The 17,037-nt window shown below is 61.8% G+C and carries 15 protein-coding genes; 12 read left to right on the top strand and 3 right to left on the bottom strand.

Features of this window, described 5'->3' with window-relative positions:
- The first annotated feature begins 195 nt into the window (after positions 1 to 195).
- The 6 genes from MKZ91_RS19960 to hflX all read left to right on the top strand — a co-directional run bounded on the left by MKZ91_RS19960 (position 196) and on the right by hflX (position 7,870).
- Complete coding sequence (locus MKZ91_RS19960; RefSeq protein WP_336172821.1) at positions 196 to 2,463, top strand: sensor histidine kinase NtrY-like; 2,268 nt, start codon at positions 196 to 198, stop codon at positions 2,461 to 2,463.
- The gene (gene ntrX, locus MKZ91_RS19955; RefSeq protein WP_275023581.1) at positions 2,453 to 3,817 is read left to right on the top strand and encodes a two-component system response regulator NtrX; all 1,365 of its coding nucleotides are present in this window, start codon (positions 2,453 to 2,455) and stop codon (positions 3,815 to 3,817) included. Before MKZ91_RS19960 ends, ntrX begins: the two co-directional genes overlap by 11 nt.
- A 44-nt stretch (positions 3,818 to 3,861) precedes the next feature.
- Complete coding sequence (trkA, locus tag MKZ91_RS19950; RefSeq protein ID WP_336172820.1) at positions 3,862 to 5,238, top strand: Trk system potassium transporter TrkA; 1,377 nt, start codon at positions 3,862 to 3,864, stop codon at positions 5,236 to 5,238.
- Between the two features lie 11 nt (positions 5,239 to 5,249).
- Positions 5,250 to 6,113 carry a D-amino-acid transaminase gene (locus MKZ91_RS19945; RefSeq protein ID WP_336172819.1) on the top strand — a complete coding sequence of 288 codons (864 nt, stop codon included), beginning with the start codon at positions 5,250 to 5,252 and terminating at the stop codon, positions 6,111 to 6,113.
- Between the two features lie 110 nt (positions 6,114 to 6,223).
- The gene (gene hfq / locus MKZ91_RS19940) at positions 6,224 to 6,466 is read left to right on the top strand and encodes an RNA chaperone Hfq (RefSeq protein ID WP_003535434.1); all 243 of its coding nucleotides are present in this window, start codon (positions 6,224 to 6,226) and stop codon (positions 6,464 to 6,466) included.
- Between the two features lie 78 nt (positions 6,467 to 6,544).
- Positions 6,545 to 7,870 carry a GTPase HflX gene (hflX, locus tag MKZ91_RS19935; protein WP_336172818.1) on the top strand — a complete coding sequence of 442 codons (1,326 nt, stop codon included), beginning with the start codon at positions 6,545 to 6,547 and terminating at the stop codon, positions 7,868 to 7,870.
- Positions 7,871 to 7,973: 103 nt separating this feature from the next.
- Here the strand turns inward: hflX and mazG are convergent, their stop codons facing one another.
- Both mazG and MKZ91_RS19925 read right to left on the bottom strand, forming a co-directional pair.
- A complete protein-coding gene (gene mazG / locus MKZ91_RS19930) occupies positions 7,974 to 8,807 on the bottom strand; it encodes a nucleoside triphosphate pyrophosphohydrolase (RefSeq protein WP_336172817.1) in 834 nt (277 codons plus the stop codon).
- A 5-nt stretch (positions 8,808 to 8,812) separates the two neighbouring features.
- Positions 8,813 to 9,400, bottom strand: a complete 588-nt coding sequence (locus MKZ91_RS19925; protein ID WP_336172816.1) for a nucleoside deaminase — start codon at positions 9,398 to 9,400, stop codon at positions 8,813 to 8,815.
- 231 nt (positions 9,401 to 9,631) lie between these two features.
- On the opposite strand from MKZ91_RS19925, the gene cysG reads away from it, so the two are divergent.
- The 5 genes from cysG (at position 9,632) to MKZ91_RS19900 (ending at position 14,579) form a co-directional block, all read left to right on the top strand.
- Positions 9,632 to 11,092, top strand: a complete 1,461-nt coding sequence (cysG, locus tag MKZ91_RS19920; protein WP_336172815.1) for a siroheme synthase CysG — start codon at positions 9,632 to 9,634, stop codon at positions 11,090 to 11,092.
- A gap of 10 nt (positions 11,093 to 11,102) precedes the next feature.
- Entirely contained in the window at positions 11,103 to 11,417 is a 315-nt protein-coding gene (locus tag MKZ91_RS19915; protein ID WP_336172814.1) for a DUF2849 domain-containing protein, read from the top strand.
- A gap of 14 nt (positions 11,418 to 11,431) precedes the next feature.
- The gene (locus tag MKZ91_RS19910; RefSeq protein ID WP_336172813.1) at positions 11,432 to 13,102 is read left to right on the top strand and encodes a nitrite/sulfite reductase; all 1,671 of its coding nucleotides are present in this window, start codon (positions 11,432 to 11,434) and stop codon (positions 13,100 to 13,102) included.
- A 16-nt stretch (positions 13,103 to 13,118) separates the two neighbouring features.
- Positions 13,119 to 13,619 (top strand): DUF934 domain-containing protein, encoded by a 501-nt coding sequence (locus MKZ91_RS19905; RefSeq protein ID WP_336172812.1) that lies wholly within the window; start codon positions 13,119 to 13,121, stop codon positions 13,617 to 13,619.
- A gap of 147 nt (positions 13,620 to 13,766) precedes the next feature.
- Positions 13,767 to 14,579 carry a ferredoxin--NADP reductase gene (locus MKZ91_RS19900; RefSeq protein ID WP_336172811.1) on the top strand — a complete coding sequence of 271 codons (813 nt, stop codon included), beginning with the start codon at positions 13,767 to 13,769 and terminating at the stop codon, positions 14,577 to 14,579.
- A gap of 293 nt (positions 14,580 to 14,872) precedes the next feature.
- Here MKZ91_RS19900 and MKZ91_RS19895 read toward each other — a convergent pair whose 3' ends face one another.
- The gene (locus MKZ91_RS19895) at positions 14,873 to 15,484 is read right to left on the bottom strand and encodes a GntR family transcriptional regulator (RefSeq protein WP_336172810.1); all 612 of its coding nucleotides are present in this window, start codon (positions 15,482 to 15,484) and stop codon (positions 14,873 to 14,875) included.
- 270 nt (positions 15,485 to 15,754) lie between these two features.
- On the opposite strand from MKZ91_RS19895, the gene MKZ91_RS19890 reads away from it, so the two are divergent.
- A complete protein-coding gene (locus MKZ91_RS19890; protein ID WP_336172809.1) occupies positions 15,755 to 17,014 on the top strand; it encodes a ferredoxin reductase family protein in 1,260 nt (419 codons plus the stop codon).
- Positions 17,015 to 17,037: the final 23 nt, after the last annotated feature.

Below are 17,037 nucleotides of genomic sequence, written 5' to 3'. Positions count from 1 at the left end.
CACAATGCGTTGCTTGAACGTGTGACGACTGCCGAATCGTGCGTCGTTGCCGTCTCCTTCAATCGATTTGAACCAATCGGTATGGACGAGGGCCGGAACGCGACAGCCCATTTGGGTGGTGAGGTCAACCTTTGACCCGAGAATGCAAGCAAGTGATGCCGTCGCCGGCTGGCGGCGGTGGGGGGAACGCTTTTCATGGTGGACGCAATGGCCTTGCCGCTGGGCACAGATGAAGGACTGGCGGCGCAGGATCGGCGCGCGTCCTTTGCCCTGCCGGGCCTCATGCTGGCGACAGGCGCCCTGATTTGCGCGACGGTTTCGCTGCTCATCCTTCTCGGGCTGACGCCGATCAAGCTCGAGCGGAACGTCGTGATCGCCTGTGCGGCGATCAACAGCCTCTTTGTCGTTGGCCTGATTTATCTAATCGCGCGGGAAATCCTGCGGCTGCTGCGGGCACGCAGCAAGGGCAGGGCTGCCGCGCGCCTGCATGTGCGCATTGTGGCGCTGTTTTCGATCGTCGCGATCACGCCTGCGGTTCTCGTGGCAATCTTCGCCAGCATCACGCTCGATGTCGGCCTCGATCGCTGGTTTTCGCTCAGAACCCAGGCGATCGTTCGCTCCTCGATCAATGTTGCCCAGGCCTATGTGCTCGAAAACGCGAGCTATCTGCAGGGGCAGACCGTCTCCATGGCGAACGACCTCGAGCGCAATCGACAGCTCTACAGTCTTGATCGTACCGGGTTTACGGAACTGATGACCCGCCAGGCCCGTGGCCGCGGCATGCTCGGCGCCTTCCTCGTTCGGGCCGACGGTAGCGCCATACTGAAGGCCGACATTTCCACCGACCGGCCTCTGCCGGCCATTCCGCCGGATGCGCTGAAGAGCTCGGTGTCCGGTCAGCCGACCCTCATTCCGCCAGGCATTACCAACCTTGTCGGCGCCGTGATCCCGCTCGACGATATCCCCGGAACCTATCTCTACACGGTTCGCAACGTCGATCCCGAGGTGATGCGGTCGCTGCGGCTGATGGAAGAAAACACCGCTGAGTACAAGACGCTTGAGGCCGGGCGAACCTTTACGCAGATTGCCTTCGGTGTCCTCTATATCGGCTTCGCGCTCATCGTTCTCCTCGCTGCGATCTGGACCGCGATCGCCGTTGCCGACCGGATCGTCAGGCCGATCCGCCAGCTGATAGGCGCTGCCGACAGTGTGGCGTCCGGCAATCTGGATGTCGTCGTGCCTGTTCGCGCCGTTGACGGCGACGTCGGCAATCTGTCACGCACATTCAACAAGATGGTCTCGGAGATCCGCAGCCAGCAGGAACAGATCCTGGAGGCCAAGGACGAGGTCGATCATCGCCGCCGCTTCATCGAAGCGGTGCTGTCCGGCGTGACGGCGGCCGTCATCGGCGTCGGTCGCGACCGGCAGATCACCATCGCGAACTCCTCTTCTGAGGACTTTCTGAAAAAGGCGGCACCCGACCTCCTCGGCGCCGACTTGCGCAGGGTCGCGCCAGAGATCGAAGAAGTTCTGGTTGAAGCCGAAGGTCGTCATCGCAACGATTACCGTAAGCAGATCAACATCATGCGCGGCGGTACCGAGCGGACGCTGAACGTTCAGGTCACACGCGAAGAGGGCGGCGAGGCAAACGAATCCTACGTCATCACCATCGACGACATCACCGATCTCGTCATCGCGCAGCGTTCGACCGCCTGGGCTGACGTGGCGCGCCGCATCGCCCACGAGATCAAGAACCCGCTGACGCCGATCCAGCTCTCGGCCGAGCGCTTGAAGCGACGCTATGGCAAGCAGATCGACCAGGAGGACAGGGCCGTCTTCGACCAGTGCACGGACACGATCGTTCGCCAGGTGGAAGACATCGGCCGCATGGTTGACGAGTTCTCGGCCTTTGCGCGCATGCCGAAGCCGACCAAGGAGAAGGCGGATCTCCGCGCGATCCTGAAGGACGCGATGTTCCTGCGCGAGATGGGCAACAACCACATCAGCTTCGTGCGCGAACTGGGCGAGGAGCCGCTTGAGGGCCTGTTCGACGGCCGCATGCTCGGCCAGGCTTTCGGCAACATCGTCAAAAACGCTGTCGAGTCGATCGAGGCCGTGCCTGCCGATGCGGTGCGCGGCCAGCCCGTGATCATGGCGCGCGCGCGCACCGACGCAAGCGGCCGCTTCGTCGTCGATATCATCGACAACGGCAAGGGCCTGCCGACGGAGAACCGGCACCGCATTCTGGAGCCATACATGACGATGCGCGAGAAGGGCACGGGCCTCGGCCTCGCCATCGTCAAGAAGATCATTGAGGACCACGGCGGACAATTGGAATTGCACGACGCGCCTGTCGATTTTGACGGCGGAGTCGGGGCAATGATCCGCGTGATCCTGCCGCCTGCCGGAGAAACCGGGGGCGAAGACAGTTTGAAGGATAAGGGTGCGAGCGATGGCCGCTGATATTCTGGTTGTGGACGATGAGGAAGATATCCGCGAGATCGTGTCGGGTATCCTGTCCGACGAGGGTCACGAAACACGCACCGCCTTCGACAGCGACAGCGCGCTTGCGGCGATCAGCGATCGCGTGCCCCGCCTGGTGTTTCTCGATATCTGGATGCAGGGAAGCCGGCTCGACGGCCTGGCGCTGCTCGACGAGATCAAGGGGCGCTACCCGGATCTGCCGGTCGTCATGATTTCCGGCCACGGCAACATCGAGACGGCGGTCAACGCGATCAAGCGCGGCGCCTATGACTTCATCGAGAAGCCGTTCAAGGCCGACCGGCTGATCCTGATCGCCGAGCGGGCACTGGAAAACTCGAAGCTGAAGCGCGAAGTCTCGGAACTGAAGAAGAAGTCCGGTGATCCTGTCGAACTGATCGGCACTTCGGTCGCCGTGTCGCAGCTTCGCCAGACGATCGAGAAAGTGGCGCCGACCAACAGCCGTATCATGATCCAGGGGCCGTCCGGTTCCGGCAAGGAACTGGTCGCCCGCATGATCCACCGCAAGTCGACCCGCTCGGCGGGTCCCTTCGTGGCGCTGAATGCGGCGGCGATCACGCCCGATCGCATGGAGATCGCGCTGTTCGGAACCGAAGGCACGCCCGGCCAGCCGCGCCGCACCGGTGCGCTGGAAGAGGCTCACGGCGGCATGCTCTATCTCGACGAGATCGGCGAAATGCCGCGCGAGACGCAGAACAAGATCCTGCGTGTGCTTGTTGACCAGCAGTTCGAGCGTGTCGGCGGAACCAAGCGGGTCAAGGTCGATGTCCGGATCATTTCCTCGACCGCCTACAATCTCGAAAACATGATCTCCGAAGGCCTGTTCCGCGAGGATCTGTTCCATCGGCTGGCGGTCATTCCGGTTCGGGTGCCGGCGCTTGCCGAGCGGCGCGAGGATATCCCCTTCCTCGTCGACATGTTCATGCGCCAGGTCAGCGAACAGGCGGGCATCCGTCCGCGCAAGATCGGCGACGACGCACTGGCGGTGCTTCAGGCGCACGACTGGCCGGGCAACATCCGCCAGCTTCGCAACAACATCGAGCGGCTGATGATCCTGGCCCGCAGCGACGGTCCGGATACGCCGATTTCGGCCGACATGCTGCCGACCGAAGTGGGCGATACGCTGCCGAAGATCTCCGCACAGGGCGACCAGCACATCATGACGCTGCCGCTGCGCGAGGCTCGCGAAATGTTCGAGCGCGATTATCTGATCGCGCAGATCAACCGATTCGGCGGCAATATTTCGCGCACGGCGGAATTTGTCGGCATGGAGCGGTCGGCACTGCATCGCAAGCTCAAGTCGCTGGGCGTCTGATCAGATTCCGGTCTGGCGCCCGCGCTCCCAGGTGAAAGAACGACATGAAGGTAGTCATTTGTGGCGCGGGCCAGGTCGGATACGGCATCGCCGAGCGGTTGGCGCAGGAAGACAACGATGTCTCGGTGATCGACACCTCGGCCGCCTTGATTGCCAACATCACCGAGAGCCTCGACGTGCGCGGTTATGTCGGGCACGGGGCACATCCGGATGTGCTGGCCAAGGCAGGCGCTGACCAGGCGGACATGCTGATTGCGGTCACGCTGTCCGATGAGGTCAACATCGTCGCCTGTGAGGTGGCCCACGCGATCTTCAACGTGCCGACGAAGGTGGCGCGCATTCGGGCACAAAGCTATCTCGCGCCCGAATATGCGAACCTGTTTTCGCGCGAGAACGTGCCGATCGACGTCACCATTTCACCCGAGGTCGAGGTCGGGCGGCTGGTGCTGCGGCGCATTTCCTTCCCCGGCGCGATCGATGTGGTGCGTTTTGCGGACGATCGCATCGCCATGGTTGCCTTCGAATGCCTGGAAGATTGTCCGGTCGTTGGCACGCCGCTGCAGCAACTGAGTGAACTGTTTCCCGACCTGCTTGCGACGGTTACCGGCATCTTCCGCAACGGCAAGGTGATCGTGCCGCATTCGGATGATCAGTTGCAGGCGGGTGACATCGCCTATGTGGTCTGCGACCGGGAACACGCGCGCCGGACGCTGGCGCTCTTCGGCCATGAGGAGCAGGAGCCGCGCCGCATCATCATTTTCGGAGGCGGCAACGTCGGGTATTTCGTCGCCAAGGCCATCGAGGAACATCAGCCGAGGACCCGCGTCAAGCTGATCGAGAGCGATCGTGACCGGGCCGTGATGATGGCCGACAAGCTCAGCAGCACGGTGGTGCTCAATGGTTCGGCGATGGATCAACGGATCCTGGCCCAGGCTGACGTTCAGGATGCCGATCTCGTGGTGGCGCTCACCAACAACGATCAGATCAACATCCTCGGCAGCATGATGGCAAAGCGGCTCGGCGCGAAGTCGACGCTCGTTCTGATCAACGAGCCGTCCTACCAGGATTTCGCCGGCACGGCGGGGGTCGATGCCTATGTGAACCCGCGCGCCGTCACGATCTCGCGCGTGCTGCAGCATGTCCGCAAGGGGCGCATCCGTTCGGTCTACGCGGTCCAGAAGGGCATGGCCGAGGTGATCGAGGCCGAGGCCCTGGAAACGTCACCGCTTGTCGGCAAGGCGCTGCGCGACCTGGAATTGCCGAACGGTATCCGGATCGGCGCGCTCTATCGCGACAAGACGTTTATCCGCCCTGATGGCGCGACCAAGATCAAGGCAAAGGACCGCGTCGTGCTCTTTGCCGCCGCCGCCGCCGTCAAGCACGTCGAGCAGCTGTTCCGCGTCAGCATTCAGTATTTCTAGGGTCGACGTCCATGCCGAGAATTGCTTATGTCAACGGTGCCTATGTGGCGCACGCGGATGCGGGTGTGCATATCGAGGACCGGGGTTACCAGTTTGCCGACGGTGTCTACGAAGTTTGCGAGATACGCCACGGTTTTATCGTCGACCTCAACCGCCATCTCGACCGCCTCGACCGGTCCCTGCGCGAGTTGCGCATCGACTGGCCGATGAAGCGGGCAGCGCTTGTCTACGTGATCCGCAAAGTCATCAGGCGAAACAGGGTCAAGAACGGTCTCTTCTACCTGCAGGTGACGCGCGGCGTCGCGCGGCGCGACCACGTATTTCCGGCCGAGGGAACGGTGCCGTCGATCGTGGTCACGGCGAAACGTACCGATACGGCAGCGATCGCCAGGAAGGCCGCAAACGGAATTGCGGCAATCACAGTACCGGAAAATCGCTGGGACCGGGTCGATATCAAGTCCGTTGGCCTGCTTCCCAACGTGCTCGCACGGCAGAAGGCGAAGGAAGATGGCGCTCAGGAAGCGATCTTCGTCGATGCCGACGGCACGGTGAAGGAGGGGGCGGCGACCAATGTCTGGATCGTCGATCGGAACGGTGTCTTGCGCACGCGCCCCGCCGAACATGGGATATTGAAGGGCATTACCCGCACAACCCTGATGGACGTGGCTGTGCCGCTCGGACTTAAGGTTGAAGAAAGGGCGTTCTCCGTCGACGAAATGCTGGAGGCGCGCGAGGTTTTCATTACCGCTGCCACGAGCATCTGTTTTCCCGTCGTTTCGGTCGACGGTAGGCCGATTGGCAACGGTCATCCAGGAAGCATAGCACAGAATATTCGCGAAGCCTTTTTCGGCGTTGCGGAAAAGACATTGATTTGATACCAAACTTAGACGAGGTGTCGGGGAAGGTACTTGTGGCGCCTCGGATTGCAAAATTCGACAAAAATGCACCGGCGCAAAACGCCGGCAAATAAGAAAGAAGCGGCGCGATGGCGGAACGTTCTCAAAACTTGCAGGATCTCTTTCTCAATACGGTCCGCAAGCAAAAGATTTCACTGACAATTTTTCTGATCAACGGCGTCAAGCTGACGGGCGTTGTGACGTCTTTTGACAATTTCTGCGTCTTGTTGCGTCGTGATGGCCATTCGCAGCTGGTTTACAAGCACGCGATCTCGACCATCATGCCCGGCCAGCCGCTGCAGATGTTCGAGAACGAAGAAGCCGCATCCTGACGGGACGTTAGGCACATTACCAAGCGGGATTCAAAATCGTCGTCGATTATTCCGGAGCTCGAGAAGCTCCGCGACGACATGCGCGCGGTCGTCATCGTTCCGGTCTTGAAGAAGACCGGACGACAGTCCGCAGAGATTCTGTCGACCAACACCACGCGCTCGGACGAAAGTCGCCTTGAAGAGGCGACCGGGCTGGCCATGGCGATCGACCTCGACGTCGTGCATGGCGCCATCGTTCCGGTGGCGCAGCCGAAGCCCGGCACATTGCTCGGCAGCGGCAAGATCGAAGAAATCGGTCATATCCTCGTCGAGAAGGATGCTGGTCTTGTCATCGTCGATCATCCGTTGACGCCGGTGCAGCAGCGCAATCTCGAGAAGGAATGGAACGCCAAGGTCATCGACCGGACCGGCCTCATTCTGGAGATCTTCGGCCGTCGTGCCTCCACCAAGGAAGGCACGCTGCAGGTCGATCTCGCTCACCTCAACTACCAGAAGGGCCGCCTGGTTCGAAGCTGGACCCACCTTGAGCGTCAGCGTGGCGGTGGCGGGTTCATGGGCGGTCCGGGTGAAACCCAGATCGAAGCCGACCGGCGCTTGCTGCAGGACCGTATCGTCAAGCTCGAGCGTGAGTTGGAGCAGGTGCGCCGCACCCGTCAGTTGCATCGCTCCAAGCGCAAGAAGGTGCCGCATCCGATCGTTGCCCTTGTCGGCTACACCAATGCCGGAAAGTCTACGCTTTTCAACCGCATGACTGGGGCAGGGGTGCTTGCCGAGGACATGCTGTTTGCGACGCTCGACCCGACGCTTCGCCGCCTGAAGCTGCCGCATGGCCGCATGGTGATCCTGTCCGACACCGTCGGCTTCATCTCCGACCTGCCGACGCATCTCGTTGCCGCATTCCGCGCGACGCTGGAAGAGGTACTGGAGGCGGACTTGATCCTGCATGTGCGCGATCTCTCCGATCCGGACAACCAGGCGCAGGCGAGCGACGTTCTACGGATCCTTGCCGACCTTGGCATCGACGAGAAGGAAGCGTCTGAGCGGCTGGTGGAGGTCTGGAACAAGATCGACCGGCTCGATGCCGAATCGCGCGAGGCGCTGCAGGCCAAGGCGGCAACGTCGGGCAATACGGTGGCCGTATCGGCGATCTCGGGCGAGGGCGTGGACGAACTGCTTTCGGAAATTGGCCGGCGCCTTTCGGGCGTGCTGACCGAATGCACCGTCGTGCTCGGCATCGACCAATTGCAGCTTTTGCCGTGGATCTATCAGCATGCCATCGTCGATGGCCGCGAGGACATGGAAGACGGCCGCGTCAGTCTCGATCTCCGACTGACGGAGAACGAAGCGGCCGATCTGGAACGACGTCTCGGAAACGGGCCGAAGCCTGTCGAGGAAGACTGGTAGGTTTCGGAGTTTGCCTCGGGGAGGCCGTCTGAAAACCTGGAGCAACGAAAGGGGCGCCGTTGAAGCGCCCCTTGTTTGTTTCACCCCAGCTGGCGCGTTTGTTTCAGCCCAGTTGTCGCTCGATCGCTTTTGCCGCCTGCCAAAGCTCTTCCATCCGCTCCAGCGTTGCGCCGTCGAGCGTCTCGCCGCCGGCCTCGAGCTCGCGTTCGATATGGGAGAAGCGCCGCCGGAACTTGGTGTTGGTGCCGCGCAGCGCCATCTCCGGGTCGGTTCCGACATGGCGGCCGATATTGACAACGGCAAAGATCAGGTCGCCGAGTTCGTCGCTGACCTTGGCACGATCCTTTTCGCGCAACGCCTGGCGCAGTTCGCCGATCTCTTCCTCGATCTTGTCGAGGATCGGTTCCGGCTCCGACCAGTCGAAGCCAACCTTGGCCGCGCGTTCCTGCAACTTCAGCGCCTCGATCAGCGCTGGAAAGGAGCGCTGCACCGAGCCGAGATGGCTTGCGGCGCCATCAGGTGCCAGTCCGCGCTGGGTGCGCCTTGCCTGGCGTTCCGCCTTTTCGGCCTGCTTGATCTGATCCCATTGCAGCTTCACTGCCTCGGGCGTATCGGCGTCGGAGCGGGCAAACACATGCGGATGGCGGCGGATCATCTTCCGGGTCACCGCCTCGACGACGTCGCCGAAGGCGAACTCACCGGCTTCCTCGGCCATGCGGGCATGAAAGACCACCTGCAGCAGCAGGTCGCCAAGCTCGTCGCACAGGTCATGCATGTCGCCGCGCTCGATGGCGTCGGCGACCTCATAGGCCTCCTCGATCGTATAGGGTTTGATCGTCTCGAAGGTCTGGACGATGTCCCAGGGGCAGCCGGTTTCCGGCTGGCGGAGAGCCGCCATGATGTCGAGCAGGCGTTGAATGTCGCGTGAAGGTTCCATGGATATCAGTTCAGCGGAATGGCGTTGTCGTCCTTGCCGGACTGGTAGCTGTCGGAAAGGCTCTGGTAACGGGCACGGATGCGGGCATCCTGGGCGGCAAGGCGGGCACGGGTCTCGTCGTCGGCATCCTTGGCAAGGGCTGCGATCGAGGCTGAATGCCAGAAGGCGTTGTCCTTGGCATAGCCACCCGGCTCAAGCCGGAAGACTTCCTTCAGGATCTTCAGGTCGTGGGGGATCGCAAACGAGTCGCGCGAATCCTCATGGCTGAAGAAATAGTAGAAATTGTCGAAGCCGGCCCAGGTGATGGCGGACAGACACATGGAGCAGGGCTCGTGCGTCGAAAGGAAGATGAGGTCTCGGGTGTCGGGCTTTTCCGCCATCTCGTAGAAACGCTTCAGCGTGTGCACCTCGCCGTGCCACAGCGGATTTTCCGTCTCGTTGTTGGTCTCGGCGAGGACCAGCGACAGGTCGGACTTGCGCAGGATGGCGGCGCCAAACACCTTGTTGCCGGCCGCGACGCCCTTTTCGGTGAGCGGCAGGATGTCCTGTTCGATTACGGTCAGCAGCCGTTCGGCGAGTTCCGCTTGGGTCATGTCATCTATCTCCGGCAGATCGATGTCGGCATTTAACGGAGGTTGCCCATTGGGCGCAATGGTTGCGCGGACGCTCGGAGTTTTAGCAGGCTCGGAGATATTTGCTCAAAATCTTGCGCCCCCGAGCAAAACAATACGGGACCGGAAAGGCATTGAAATTTCTGTTTCTTCAATTGTCGTGCCCCATAAGGGATATTCGCCGCAGCCTGTAGAAGGAACGACCGCCAGACCATGACGCAGCAGCTCGCCGTTTTCCCCGCATTTTTTCGCGTCGCGCAGAAGCGCGTTGCGGTTTTCGGCAATGGCGATGAAGCCTTTGCCAAGGTGCGTCTGCTGCTGAACACCGAAGCCTCGATCGTCGTTTTTGCTGACGCCCCCGAAGCAGAATTCGCGCTCTATCTGCACGATCGCGGCATTGAGCATGTGAAGGCCGACTTTGCTCCGGAGCAACTCGACGGCGCTGTCCTTGTGTTTGCCGCAACTGGCAACGCCGATGAGGATCAGCGCATCGTAACGGCTGCGCGTGTGCAAAAAATCCCGGCCAACGCCGTCGATCAGCCCGATTTCTGCGACTTCTTTACGCCCGCGCTCGTCAACCGCGCTCCGGTCGCTGTTGCCATCGGTACGGAAGGTGCCGGCCCGGTGCTAGCCCAGATGATCCGCGCCCAGGTCGACCAGCTTTTGTCGCCGTCACTCGGCGTCGTCGCTTCGCTCGCTGCGAGCTACCGCGAAGCTGTTGACCGCCTCGTGCCGCGTGGCGTGGCGCGCCGCGTTTTCTGGCGCCGGTTCTTCCACGGTCCGGTTGCCGACAAGGTTGCCGGAGGCGATCTGGCCGCCGCCCGCCGCGAGGCGTCGCGCCTGCTCGATACCGTCGAGAAGGCGACGGGCCATGTCTGGCTCGTCGGTGCCGGTCCGGGTGCCGAGGACCTGCTGACGTTGCGTGCCCAGCGGGTGATGATGGAAGCCGATGCGATCGTCTACGATGCGCTGGTGCCGCAGGCAATCGTCGACATGGGCCGCCGCGATGCCGAGCGCCTGTCTGTCGGCAAGCGCAAGGGCTGCCACTCGAAGTCTCAAGACGAGATCAATCAGCTGCTGGTGACGCTTGCCGCCGAAGGCAAGCGTGTCGTCCGCCTGAAATCCGGCGATCCCCTGGTCTATGGTCGCGCTGGCGAAGAGATGGCGGCACTGCGCGAAGCCGGGATCAGCTACGAGATCGTCCCCGGTATCACATCAGCCTTTGCCGCAGCTGCCGATTTCGAACTGCCGCTGACGCTGCGCGGTGTCGCGTCGTCGCTGGTCTTCACGACCGGTCATGACCTGACTGGCGAGGTGCTGCCCGACTGGGCGCGGCTTGCCGTTTCGGGCGCAACCATCGCCGTCTACATGGGCCGCACCGTTGCCGCCTCCGTCGCCGGCCGCCTGATGCAGGCCGGGCTTCCAGCGGAAACGACGGTTGCCGTCATCGAGAATGCCAGCCGCGCGGATCGCCGCCTGCTGCACGGCATCTTGAAGGACCTGCCGGACCTGGAAAACCGCACAGAGCTTTCCGGGCCGGTCATGGTGATCATAGGCGACGCCGTTGCCGGTGCCAATTTCGAGCGCTCCGAGCCGCTCGTGGCCGGCCAAAAGCGACGCGCCGACAATGCTATTGATGTTGCGGCTGCGCGCAGCGAACAGATACTGAACTGAGGAAGAGGTCATGGTGAGCAAGGTTTTGACGGCAAATCGACTTTCGGACGGCATCTCCGTCTGGCTGGATGCCGCAGGCAACTGGGTTGAGTCGCTGCAGGATGCCTTCATCGCTCGCCATGCAGAGGCCGTGACGGCGCTCGAAGCCACGGGCAAGCAGGCCTTTGAAGACAACAAGGTCGTGGACGCCAATGTCGTCGATGTCGAGGAGGTCAACGGTACACTTCGGCCGCTGCGCATGCGCGAACGCATCCGCGCCGAGGGCCCGTCGATCCCCTATGCTGCCGGCTATAATGGCCTTTCCGGCCCGAAACACGCTGCCTGAGGAACCGATACCCGATGTACCGCTACGATGAATTCGACCATTCCTTCGTTTCCTCCCGCGTCGAGCAGTTTCGCGACCAGGTCGAGCGCCGCCTGAGCGGCGAGCTCGCCGAAGACGCTTTCAAGCCGCTGCGCCTGATGAACGGCGTCTACCTGCAGCTTCACGCCTACATGCTGCGCGTCGCCATTCCCTATGGCACGCTGTCCAGCCGTCAGATGCGCATGCTCGCCCATATCGCGCGCAAGTACGACCGCGGCTACGGCCACTTCACCACGCGCCAGAACATCCAGTACAACTGGCCGCGCCTGTCCGACACGCCGGACATCCTGCAGGAACTGGCGAGCGTCGAGATGCATGCGCTGCAGACTTCGGGCAACTGCATTCGTAACGTCACGGCAGACCATTTCGCAGGGGCCGCCGCCGATGAGGTTGCTGATCCAAGGCCTTACGCCGAAATCCTCAGACAATGGTCGAGCGTGCATCCGGAATTCTCGTTCCTGCCGCGCAAGTTCAAGATTGCCGTGACCGGTGCTGAGCGCGATCGCGCCGCGATCCAGGTTCACGACATCGGCCTGCATCTGAAGAAGGATGAGAACGGCCGCATCGGCTTTGCCGTCTATGTCGGCGGTGGCCAGGGCCGCACGCCGATGATCGCCAAGAAGATCCGCGACTTCCTGCCGGAAGAGGATCTGCTGTCCTACACTACGGCGATCATGCGTGTGTACAACCTGCATGGCCGCCGCGACAACAAGTACAAGGCGCGCATCAAGATCCTCGTGCACGAGACCGGCGCGGAAGAACTGGCGCGTCAGGTCGAGGTCGAGTTCGCGGCGCTGAAGGACACCGAGCTGAAGCTGCCGGAAACCGACATCCAGGCAATCACCAACTACTTCGCGCCGCCGGCTCTCGAAAACCGCGCCGAAGGCTGGGAAAGCCTTGCGCGCTGGAAAAAGACCGATCCTGAATTCGCCCGCTGGGTGCAGCAGAATGTGCAGCCGCACAAGCACCCGGACTACGGCATGGTGACGATCTCGCTGAAGCCGATCGGCGGCATTCCGGGCGATGCCAGCGATGCACAGATGGACGCCGTTGCCGACATCGCAGAGGAATACGCCTTCGACGAAATCCGCGTCAGCCACGAACAGAACCTGATCCTGCCGCATGTGGCGCTGGCAGATTTGGAGCCGGTTTACCGTGCATTGGTCGCGACCGGTCTTGCGACCGCCAATGCCGGCCTGATCACGGATATCATTGCCTGTCCCGGGCTCGACTACTGCGCGCTCGCCAATGCGCGCTCCATTCCGGTGGCGCAGGAGATTTCGACCCGCTTCGGTTCACCCGAGCGCCAGGCCGAAATCGGCGAGCTGAAGATCAAGATCTCCGGCTGCATCAATGCCTGCGGTCATCACCATGTGGGCCATATCGGTCTGCTCGGTGTCGAGAAGAAGGGCGCTGAGCTCTATCAGATCACGCTCGGCGGCTCCGGCGACGAGAACACCTCGATCGGCGAAATCATCGGCCGCGGCTTCGAGCCGGAGAAGGTGACCGACGCCATCGAAACCATCGTCGACACCTATCTGGGACTGCGCCGCGACAGGGAAGAGACCTTCCTCGAAGCCTATCGCCGCGTTGGCCCGCAACCCTTCAAGGATGCGCTCTATGGCAGCGCGCAGGAAGCTGCCTGAGGCGTAAGGAACGGACATGACGAAAATCTGGAAGGAAACCGGTTTCGTGAGCGATGATCCCTGGATCATCGAGACCGAGGAGACAAAGGCCGGCTCGAACGAAAAGGCGATTGTTGGCCTCGATGCGTTCCTCGCCAAGGTCGCCGACAGTGACGAAACCGGCTTGGGCGTCGTCATCGCCCCGGCCGATAACGTGACCAAGCTTGCGCCCCATCTCGATCGCCTTGCTCTGGTGGCGGTGGCGTTCCCGGCGTTCAATGACGGCCGCGCCTTCAGTCATGCGTCGCTGTTGCGTTCGCGCCTTGGCTTTGGCGGCGAGGTGAGGGCGGTCGGCGACGTGCTGATCGACCAGATCCCGTTGATGTTGCGCTGTGGTGTCGATAGCTTCGCGGTCAGCAATGCGACGGCATTGAAGCGTCTGTCGGAAGGGCGCCTGCCGGGCATTGCCGTTCACTACCAGCCGACGGCGAAGGCCGCGACCGATGCCAAATCCTATAGCTGGCGGCGGGTTTCTTGAGGTAGTGTCGGCCGCGACAGTGTGAAGCACGCCGAAATCCCCGAAAGCGACTATATTTGGAAGAGATTTCCTTCCAACAGGGCACGGCTTGGAATATCGGCTTATTGTTGATAGACAGGGTCATCATTTACAGGACTTGTAGCTAAGATGAATGCTCCGGCAAAAACGGAAGATTTCGCGATCCAGGCACCGGCGGGCGTTTTCGTCGAGACGGTGACGAGCGTCGAGCACTATACGGATCGGCTCTTCCGCTTCCGCATGACCCGCCCTGCAGAATTCCGCTTCCGCTCGGGCGAGTTCGCGATGATCGGCCTGATGGTCGGCGACAAGCCGGTCTATCGCGCCTATTCGATCGCCAGCCCCGCCTGGGACGAGGAACTCGAGTTCTTCTCGATCAAGGTACCGGATGGTCCGCTGACCTCGCATCTCCAGGCGATCAAGCCGGGCGACAAGGTGCTGATGCGCAAGAAGCCAACCGGCACGCTGGTGCTCGATGCACTGGTTCCGGGACGCCGGCTCTACATGTTCTCGACCGGCACTGGCATTGCGCCTTTCGCGAGCCTGATCCGCGATCCCGAGACCTATGAGAAGTTCGAGGAAGTGATCCTCACCCACACCTGCCGCGACGTTGCCGAACTGAAATACGGCTTCGATCTGGTCGAGGAGATCCGCAACCACGAATTCCTCAACGAGATCGTCGGCGACAAGCTGCGCCACTATGCGACGGTGACCCGCGAGGACTTTCCGTTCAAGGGTCGCGTGACCGATCTGATGGTCAACGGCAAGTTCTTCTCCGATCTCGGCCTGCCGCCGCTTGATCCCGCGATCGACCGCGGCATGATCTGCGGCTCGACCGCGATGCTGAAGGACACCAAGGAAATCCTGGAAGCCGCCGGTCTGACCGAGGGCGCCAACAACAAGCCGGCCGAATTCGTCATCGAACGGGCCTTCGTCGGCTGATCCGTTTCAGGCAGCTTTATTGGTTGAAGGGCGCGCCATGGGTGCGCCCTTTGTCGTATGCGGTAGAATGTGGCGGAGCCATGCGCTCGCGATAGTTCCGCCCGGTGGCCGAGCATGGCCTGCCCTTGCGGCTACCTCAGTCGGACGGTGGCGACCGGCGGCGGCAAGACGCCTCGTTGTCGCTTGAAGATCGGCAGTATGAAGCCTGCCGACTGAGGCGAGGAGGCTCTCTGTCTTGCGAAGTCAGTATGTTACGGTGATTTTCTCGCGTCGGGTATGCAGGTATGACTGCGTCAGGCGTCGGACAGATATTCCATCAGCGCCGACATCGCTGTTGAAGCAGCGTGCCCGTCGGCACGCTCGATGGCCTCGATTACGCTGACGTGGCGGCGCACGGACCCGGACATCTTCTCGGCGGAGGCCGAGGCGAACCAGATGCGGCGTGCATGGGTCTGCAACGGCGCCAGTGCGGCGGTCAGGAAGCGGTTCGGGCAGGCTTCCTCCATCAGTTCGTCGAAGACCTTGTCGGCGACGAGGAAACCCTCGAGGTCGCCGGTGCCGGCGCAAATGGTCATGTCGGCGGCACAGGCTTTCATCTGCGCGCGTGCGTCGGTGCTCGCGTGGGTGGCGACGAGAGCGGCGGCGAGTGGCTCCAGCTTCTGCCGGGTCTGCATCACATGGGTTTGGTCATCCGGATGGATGGTGGTGATCTCAAGGCCGACGCGCGGGCGGACCGCCATCAGGCCCTGCCAGGCGAGCTTCTGGATCGCTTCGCGAACGGGCGTCCGACCGAGCCCGGCAAGCTCGATCAATCGTTTCTCCGTGACCAGGGCGCCAGGCTCGAGCTTCAGGGTGACGATGAGGCGCTCGATAGCGAGATAGGCGAGGTGGGCCTGGGACGACATGCCGATCCTTTGGTTGCTGATATATCACAGCTTGCCCGATTTTGAACCGGCAGGCAAGCAAGCGAACGAGCATCTCGGTCCATGCATTGATCGATTCTAAGATCGGCGGCAATGCAATTCAGCACTCGCTTAAAAGTCACATTTTTCAATGGTCTGAATAAAAGAAGCTCGTCGTTCGTTACAACGCGGAATGATGTTGACGAACGATGAGGCGCTTGCCAGTCTTGCCTTAGGCAACAACCATCTGGCATCGGCGTTGAGGGGCGCGAGATGAAAGTGGGCGCGTTTCTGGTCTGGTCGCTGATGGCGTTTGCGGGTCTGCTGGCCGTGCCGGCGGTCAGTCACACCAATGCGCTGACCACCTTCTCCTTGATGGCCTCGTCTGCCGCCTTCGTCGGCATGGCGATCGCCCAGTTCATGGCGTCGCGGCCGCCTCTCGTCGAAAGCCTGTTTGGGGGCCTTGATCGCGTCTACCACTTCCACCGCAAGATCGGTATTTCCGTTCTCTGCCTCATCCTCGTCCATTACTTTCTGAAGCCCGATTTCAAGGGGCTGGCGCTGACGAGCGGATTGAACCAACTGGCGGCATCGGCCGGAAAGTACGCCTTCTACGGTTTCGTCGTCCTGCTCGTTCTCAGCATCGTCAAGATCATCCCGAGGACGAAGATCGAGATCCCCTATCACCTCTGGCGTTATACGCATCGCTTCATCGGCCTCCTGTTCGTGCTAGTCGCCTTCCATCAGATGTTCATCAAGCGCCCCTATGACGGCACGGCGTTGCTGGCGGCCTATCTCAACGCCTTCGCAGCCCTTGGCATTCTGAGCTATGCCTACACCCAGCTCCTGCCATGGCTGCGCACACGCGGCTACGAAGTCTTCGAAGTGATCAAGCACGACGGGGCCACGGTGATCTCGGCGCGGCCGCTGAAGCGTGCGCTACGCGCCAAGCCTGGGCAGTTCGGCTTTCTGCGTGTGCTGAAGTCGGGTTTGCGGGAGCCGCACCCGTTCACGATCGCGGGCGTCGAAGCCGATGGCATTGTGCGCTTCGCGATCAAGCCGCTCGGTGACTATACGCAGGCGCTCCGCGACAACATTGCGGTTGGCGACCGGCTGAAGCTGGAGGGTGGCTATGGCCGCTTCAACCATCGTCGCGGCAGCAAGAAGCAGATCTGGCTTGCCGGCGGCATCGGCGTCACGCCTTTCCTGGCGATGGCTCGGCATCTCAAAGGCGACGAGGGGCAGGAGATCCACATGGTCTATTGCGTGCGCGACCGGCGCGAGGCAATCGGCCTTGAAACCTTCGAAGCGCAGGCAAGCCGGCTTCAGAACTTCAGCTTCGTGCTGCACGATTCAGCAACCGACGGGCGGCTGGATGCGGCCAAGCTGGCGGCCGGAAGCGCAATCGACCCGGCAGAGGCGGACCTCTGGTTCTGCGGTCCGGCGCCTCTAAGAGAGGCGATAGTCAAGGGACTGAAGGAGCTTGGCAAGACGCCAAGGCGGGTCGAGTTTGAACAGTTTCAGTTTCGCTAAGCAGTCGATTTCAGAAGCAAGGT

Source organism: Ensifer sp. MJa1, assembly GCF_037026475.1.
Lineage (GTDB): Bacteria > Pseudomonadota > Alphaproteobacteria > Rhizobiales > Rhizobiaceae > Ensifer.
Note: the sequence above shows the minus strand (reverse complement) of the source record. Positions and strands in the feature narration are given on the sequence as shown.